Here is a 5,167-nt window from a genome sequence, read left to right on the forward strand (position 1 = left end):
CCATCCAAGTACCGCGAATTTTGGTAATTCCTCTCTTATCTCCTGTTAAACCTTTAACAGCAGTCGCGCCAGTCAATAAAATAATTTTTGGATTAACTAAGCGAATTTGTTCTAACAAATAAGGTTTGCAAGCCGCAATTTCATCTGGTGTAGGAACGCGGTTTCCTGGCGGTCGGCATTTTATGATGTTACAAATATATACATCTTTTTCGCTACTCAACCCAACGGCTGCAAGAATTTTTTCTAACAGTTGACCCGCTTTCCCGACAAATGGCAAACCAGTCTCATCTTCATTTTGTCCGGGTGCTTCCCCTACGATCGTAATCGGGGCTTGTGGATTGCCTCGTCCAACGACAGCATGAGTGCGCGTATTTCCCAATCCGCAGCGATGACACTGGTTGCAATGATTCGCCAGTTGCTCTAAGTTTTCATAAGTACCGGGGGGAATGGGTATTTTTGCAGAACTGGGAATCAAATTTGTCTGCGAAACTGATGGGGTAGATGCTTCGCTACCTGGTAAAAGGTCAAAAAGGCTCAGCTGTTCGGAGTCCGACATAGATAAAACGGCAAGGTTTCCACGTCTCCATCCTATCAATCCCAGTGTGCGAAATGATGAAGCTTTGGGGCGAAGGGACAAGTTGTTAGAAGTTGCCGTAATCCATTATAATTCGCGTTTTAGGAGTTAAAACGGCATATCATCGTCATCAAAGTTGTCTGGCGGCGGAAAATCATCGCTTATTTCCGGCTGTGGCTCATTTTCCGGTTCCGTTTGCATATCGATCCAACGCTTGGCTTGTTTGAGCGCTTCTTTCTCGTTTTTAGCGTTGTGAACTGGGATAAAGCACTTGCCACCGGAGTTCCAGACTTCGACGCAAAACACTGGTCTCGCTTCGATAATCCAACCTTTGTAAATTTCTGGTGAACTCATAGTTAATACCAATTCTTTATCCTGTCGCTAGAAATCGCCTAAGTGTATAGTAAGGTTTAATCGGCTTGGAAGTTCGCAATCCGATCGATCCTTGTGCCGGATTCAAACTAAACCAAACCGCAAATCCTTATTTTGAAGCTAGCACGCCTAAGCTGACAAACGTCAGGTTGACAACACTGACAACAGTGCCAAAGTTATGTTAAATAATGCAAAGTATTGCAGCAGTTCAGTTGGCTAAATTACTGCGGGGGGAAGGTTGTGTAATTTGGTTGAGCTTGTTTTGGGCCGATCGCAGTAGCTGTTGCGCTTCTGCATAAGCAGTCGTTCCCCGTTCGACCCTCTGCATCGGATACGGTAAATTCAACACCCAAATTGCTCCTGCCGATCCCGCCATCATCACAGCAGCAAATTTGATTTTGATCCACGCACCCGGCGGACGGTTGACTTAAGCTCATTGTCTCACTCGATCGCTGCGTTGGGAATACTAGATCTTGTCCAGCTGACCGAGATCACTTTGGGTTTCCCAGCAGATGCGTAATACTACGGTTGTAGAAAGCGATCGGAAACTACCTGGTTGCCCGTCAGGACACTTTTGTGACGGAGAAACAAAGTTCCTGTAAAGCTTTTCAAAAAACTTGGGAATAAATACCGAGTTTCTGAATTCGCAAATTAAGATGTAGCAGGGTGTTTTGCTCAGATTAAAATTGATTGACTTATCTATGGAGACGAATAGAAAATATGAAACAACTTGGTGTGACAGTATGGTTTACCGGTTTGAGCGGTGCTGGTAAAACTACTATCAGTCGCGCAGTGGAAAAGGAACTGCGCGATCGCGGTTATGGCATAGAAATCCTGGACGGCGACATAGTGCGCGAGAACTTGACGAAGGGTTTGGGTTTTAGTAAAGAAGACCGCGACGAGAACATCCGCCGCATTGGTTTCGTAGCTCATTTATTGACTAGAAACGGCGTCATTGTTTTGGTTTCGGCTATTTCTCCTTATCGGGAAATGCGGCAAGAAGTAAAGCAACGAATTGGCGATTTTATCGAAGTTTACGTGAATGCGCCATTAGCAGTGTGCGAAAAACGGGATGTCAAAGGACTTTATAAGAAAGCACGCGCCGGACAAATTCAGCACTTCACCGGTATTGACGATCCTTACGAAGTGCCAGCTAACCCGGATGTGGAATGTCACACCGACATCGAAAGTGTGGAAGAAAGTGTAGCTAAAGTTTTACACAAGCTCGAATCTGCTGGTTATATTAACTTGAGCTAGGGGCTAGGAAATTTTAGATTTGAGATTTGAGATTTCTAATTTTATTTAAATCTCAAATCTCAAATCTAAAATTTGAAATTAAATATAACGAGTTAATTGCACTCGATAGCGGTCTTTCTTAGTAGTTGCCACTTCCCCAACTTGGAGGCGTCCTTTGCCGCCGATCGCAATTAAATCGCCGGATTTAACTTGGTAACTGGCAGAGTTAACTTCTTTCCAGTTGACTCGCACATCACCCCCATCAATCAAATCCACCATTTTGCTGCGGGACATCCCAAAACCGGCTGAGGCGATCGCATCCAGTCGCAAAGATGCCTCTACCGTTGTTAGCTCTTTCTTTTTCGGTTCCTTAATCTTCAGAGCGCTCAATTCAATGCGCTGGGTTTTCACCGGCACCGATCGCACTTGCGTGAGATGTTCTTCCAGATATTCTACCATTTCTGGAACTACAATTACTTGGGCTCCTCGCTCTCCCAAAACAATAATATCGCCAGTTTTATCCCGGACAATACCGCATCCCAACATCGCACCCAGAAAATCGCGGTGAGTGGCAGGATCGAAGAGAAAATTACCGGCAATTTCTAACGCTGCTAACTCTACCTGAGACGGATCGAGAGGAAGTTCCGATCGCGCGATCGCGACTCGTTGACGTTCTGCTTGCGGATAACCACCCCATGCCAGCAGATGCACTTCCGTCAAGCGATCGAACATCTGCTTAATCTCCACCAGTTCCGGTGGTGAGAGAAAATCGGTAAACACAATTTCCCAAGTTTTGATCGCCTGTTCCGCTAGGTCAATTACCCTAGCAGCAGTGTCTCGATTTTCGATTCCTTTTAAAAGTTCTTCCCTCGGTAACATCGTTTAATTTTAGATTGTAGATTTGCTCTGGAATGTCTTAGCTATCAGCCGCATAACCTTGGATATTTTCTGGCTCAAATTGACGAAGTATCCGGGTAGCTTCCCGCGTCAGACTTTCAGAACCTCGAACCACAATTAAATATTTTCCCTCATTTAAACGATTGCGGTAAGGTAAAGCATCACCGCTGCCAAACAACAAACCACTACCACCACCGACAAAAATACTGCCCATCAATCCAGCGATAGCACCCAAAAGGCCACCGATAACGTGATTGCCGATTTCGCCCGCCCAAGCAAAGGTGTTTAAATTAGTTTGCAGGCTAAAGCCTAGACCTGCCACAAAGCCAAACGGCACCAACCAATATGACATCAGCGTCGCTTGCTTTTTAGCTTGCAGGTTGGGATCGATCAACCCAAACTCATCAGCACTTTTGTATCCTCTGCCCAGAATGCTCACTTTGTCCATCGGTAAGCCTTCTTTTTCTAAAGCCGAGTAAGCTTCTTCTGCCTGAATGCGATCTGCCAAAACGGCAAAGAGGTAATTCATAAAGATCTTCCTGCCTGGAAACCCCGTCCCAAGAGTGGGCGGGTCGGAAGGCGGGGCAGGGTATAACGCCTTCCACGGTTAACTTTTGTATAGAACAGATATCTATCGGTATGATGCTCGGTCTTACACCGTTTGGTTTGACCGTGAAAAGGATAAAAACTTTCTGGGGATTAGCCGTGGCCATACCATTTTACCGTTAGAATGACCTACTGTAGAGATTTCCGATGGTGGCAACAAGCGCATCAGAGCATGGAAACAGCCTCCAGACCAATATCCGACTGATGCAACGGCAACATTTTTAAGTCGCCGCAGCAGCTAAATTCAAAGACACGCATCCTCTATCTCTACCGGCAGAGACGAAAGTTACTGCCTGTTCCAAATTGTTGGCGGGACAAGTTTCCCGCTCTAAACTCACTTACTAACCATGTCCAAGGTTCTCGTCTCCGATTCAATAGACCAAGCTGGCATCGATATCTTATCTCAGGTAGCCCAAGTTGATGTAAAAACCGGCTTGCCAGCTGAAGAATTAATCCGGATCATCCCAGAATACAACGCGCTCATGATCCGTTCTGAAACTCGCGTCACCAAGGCAGTGATCGAAGCTGGCACGCAGCTCAAAATTATTGGGCGAGCGGGTGTTGGCGTGGATAATGTGGATGTGCCTGCGGCGACAAGGCAGGGCATTGTCGTCGTCAACTCTCCAGAAGGCAACACCATTGCAGCAGCAGAACACGCACTCGCTATGATGCTAGCCCTCTCGCGTTATATCCCAGAAGCTAATCTTTCGGTAAAAAGCAACAAGTGGGATCGCAAGAGCTATATCGGTACAGAAGTTTACAAAAAAAATCTGGGCGTTGTCGGTTTGGGTAAAATTGGCTCCCACGTAGCCACCGTAGCGCGGGCGATGGGTATGAAGGTAATGGCCTTTGACCCGTATATTTCTAGCGAAAGAGCCGAACAGCTCGGCTGTCGCCTGGTGGAACTGGATTTGCTGCTGCGGGAAGCCGATTACATCACCCTGCATATGCCGAAGACGCCAGAAACCACTCATCTAATTAACGCCGCAGCTCTTGCCAAAATGAAACCGACAGCTCGGATTGTCAACTGCGCTAGAGGTGGAATAATTGATGAAGCGGCTTTAGCAGAAGCTCTGCAACAAGGTAAAATTGCTGGTGCGGCATTGGATGTCTTCGAGACAGAACCGCTGGGTGAATCAGCCCTACGCAGTCTGGGCAAACAAGTTGTACTGACGCCCCATTTGGGAGCTTCCACCGCCGAAGCACAAGTCAATGTTGCGATTGACGTTGCGGAGCAAATTCGCGATGTGCTGTTGGGTTTACCGGCAAGGTCGGCAGTAAATATCCCAGGTTTGTATCCAGATGTTCTGGAAAAGCTCAAACCCTACCTGCGACTGGCGGAAACTCTGGGCAATTTGGTCGGTCAACTGGCTGGCGGACGAGTGGAAAGTCTCACTGTGCGGATGCAGGGAGAATTGGCCAGCAACGACAGTCAGCCGTTAGTGGTGGCATCCCTCAAGGGTCTGCTTTCGCAAGCTTTGC

General features: G+C 47.0%; 7 protein-coding genes. 2 read left to right on the top strand and 5 right to left on the bottom strand.

The features are described from left to right. The 3 genes from H6S82_RS17385 to H6S82_RS17395 form a co-directional block, all read right to left on the bottom strand. On the bottom strand, positions 1–556 hold a 556-nt coding region (locus tag H6S82_RS17385; RefSeq protein WP_191056473.1), incomplete at its 3' end, for a uracil-DNA glycosylase. A gap of 126 nt (positions 557–682) precedes the next feature. Next, entirely contained in the window at positions 683–928 is a 246-nt protein-coding gene (locus tag H6S82_RS17390; protein WP_190471678.1) for a hypothetical protein, read from the bottom strand. Between the two features lie 226 nt (positions 929–1,154). Further along, the gene (locus H6S82_RS17395; RefSeq protein ID WP_191056474.1) at positions 1,155–1,295 is read right to left on the bottom strand and encodes a hypothetical protein; all 141 of its coding nucleotides are present in this window, start codon (positions 1,293–1,295) and stop codon (positions 1,155–1,157) included. Between the two features lie 371 nt (positions 1,296–1,666). Here H6S82_RS17395 and cysC point away from each other — a divergent pair, with 371 nt between their 5' ends. Then, entirely contained in the window at positions 1,667–2,203 is a 537-nt protein-coding gene (gene cysC / locus H6S82_RS17400) for an adenylyl-sulfate kinase (RefSeq protein WP_190471685.1), read from the top strand. Between the two features lie 78 nt (positions 2,204–2,281). On the opposite strand, the gene H6S82_RS17405 is transcribed toward cysC, so the two are convergent. Continuing rightward, the gene (locus H6S82_RS17405) at positions 2,282–3,061 is read right to left on the bottom strand and encodes a photosystem II S4 domain protein (RefSeq protein ID WP_190471687.1); all 780 of its coding nucleotides are present in this window, start codon (positions 3,059–3,061) and stop codon (positions 2,282–2,284) included. Positions 3,062–3,098: 37 nt separating this feature from the next. Further along, positions 3,099–3,608: a hypothetical protein gene (locus H6S82_RS17410; RefSeq protein ID WP_190471690.1), complete on the bottom strand. Its 510-nt coding sequence runs from the start codon at positions 3,606–3,608 to the stop codon at positions 3,099–3,101. 424 nt (positions 3,609–4,032) lie between these two features. On the opposite strand from H6S82_RS17410, the gene serA reads away from it, so the two are divergent. Further along, positions 4,033–5,167: phosphoglycerate dehydrogenase (serA, locus tag H6S82_RS17415; protein WP_191056475.1), on the top strand; the 1,135-nt coding region annotated here is incomplete at its 3' end.

This window comes from Planktothrix sp. FACHB-1355 (assembly GCF_014748295.1).
Taxonomy (GTDB): domain Bacteria; phylum Cyanobacteriota; class Cyanobacteriia; order Cyanobacteriales; family Aerosakkonemataceae; genus Aerosakkonema; species Aerosakkonema funiforme_A.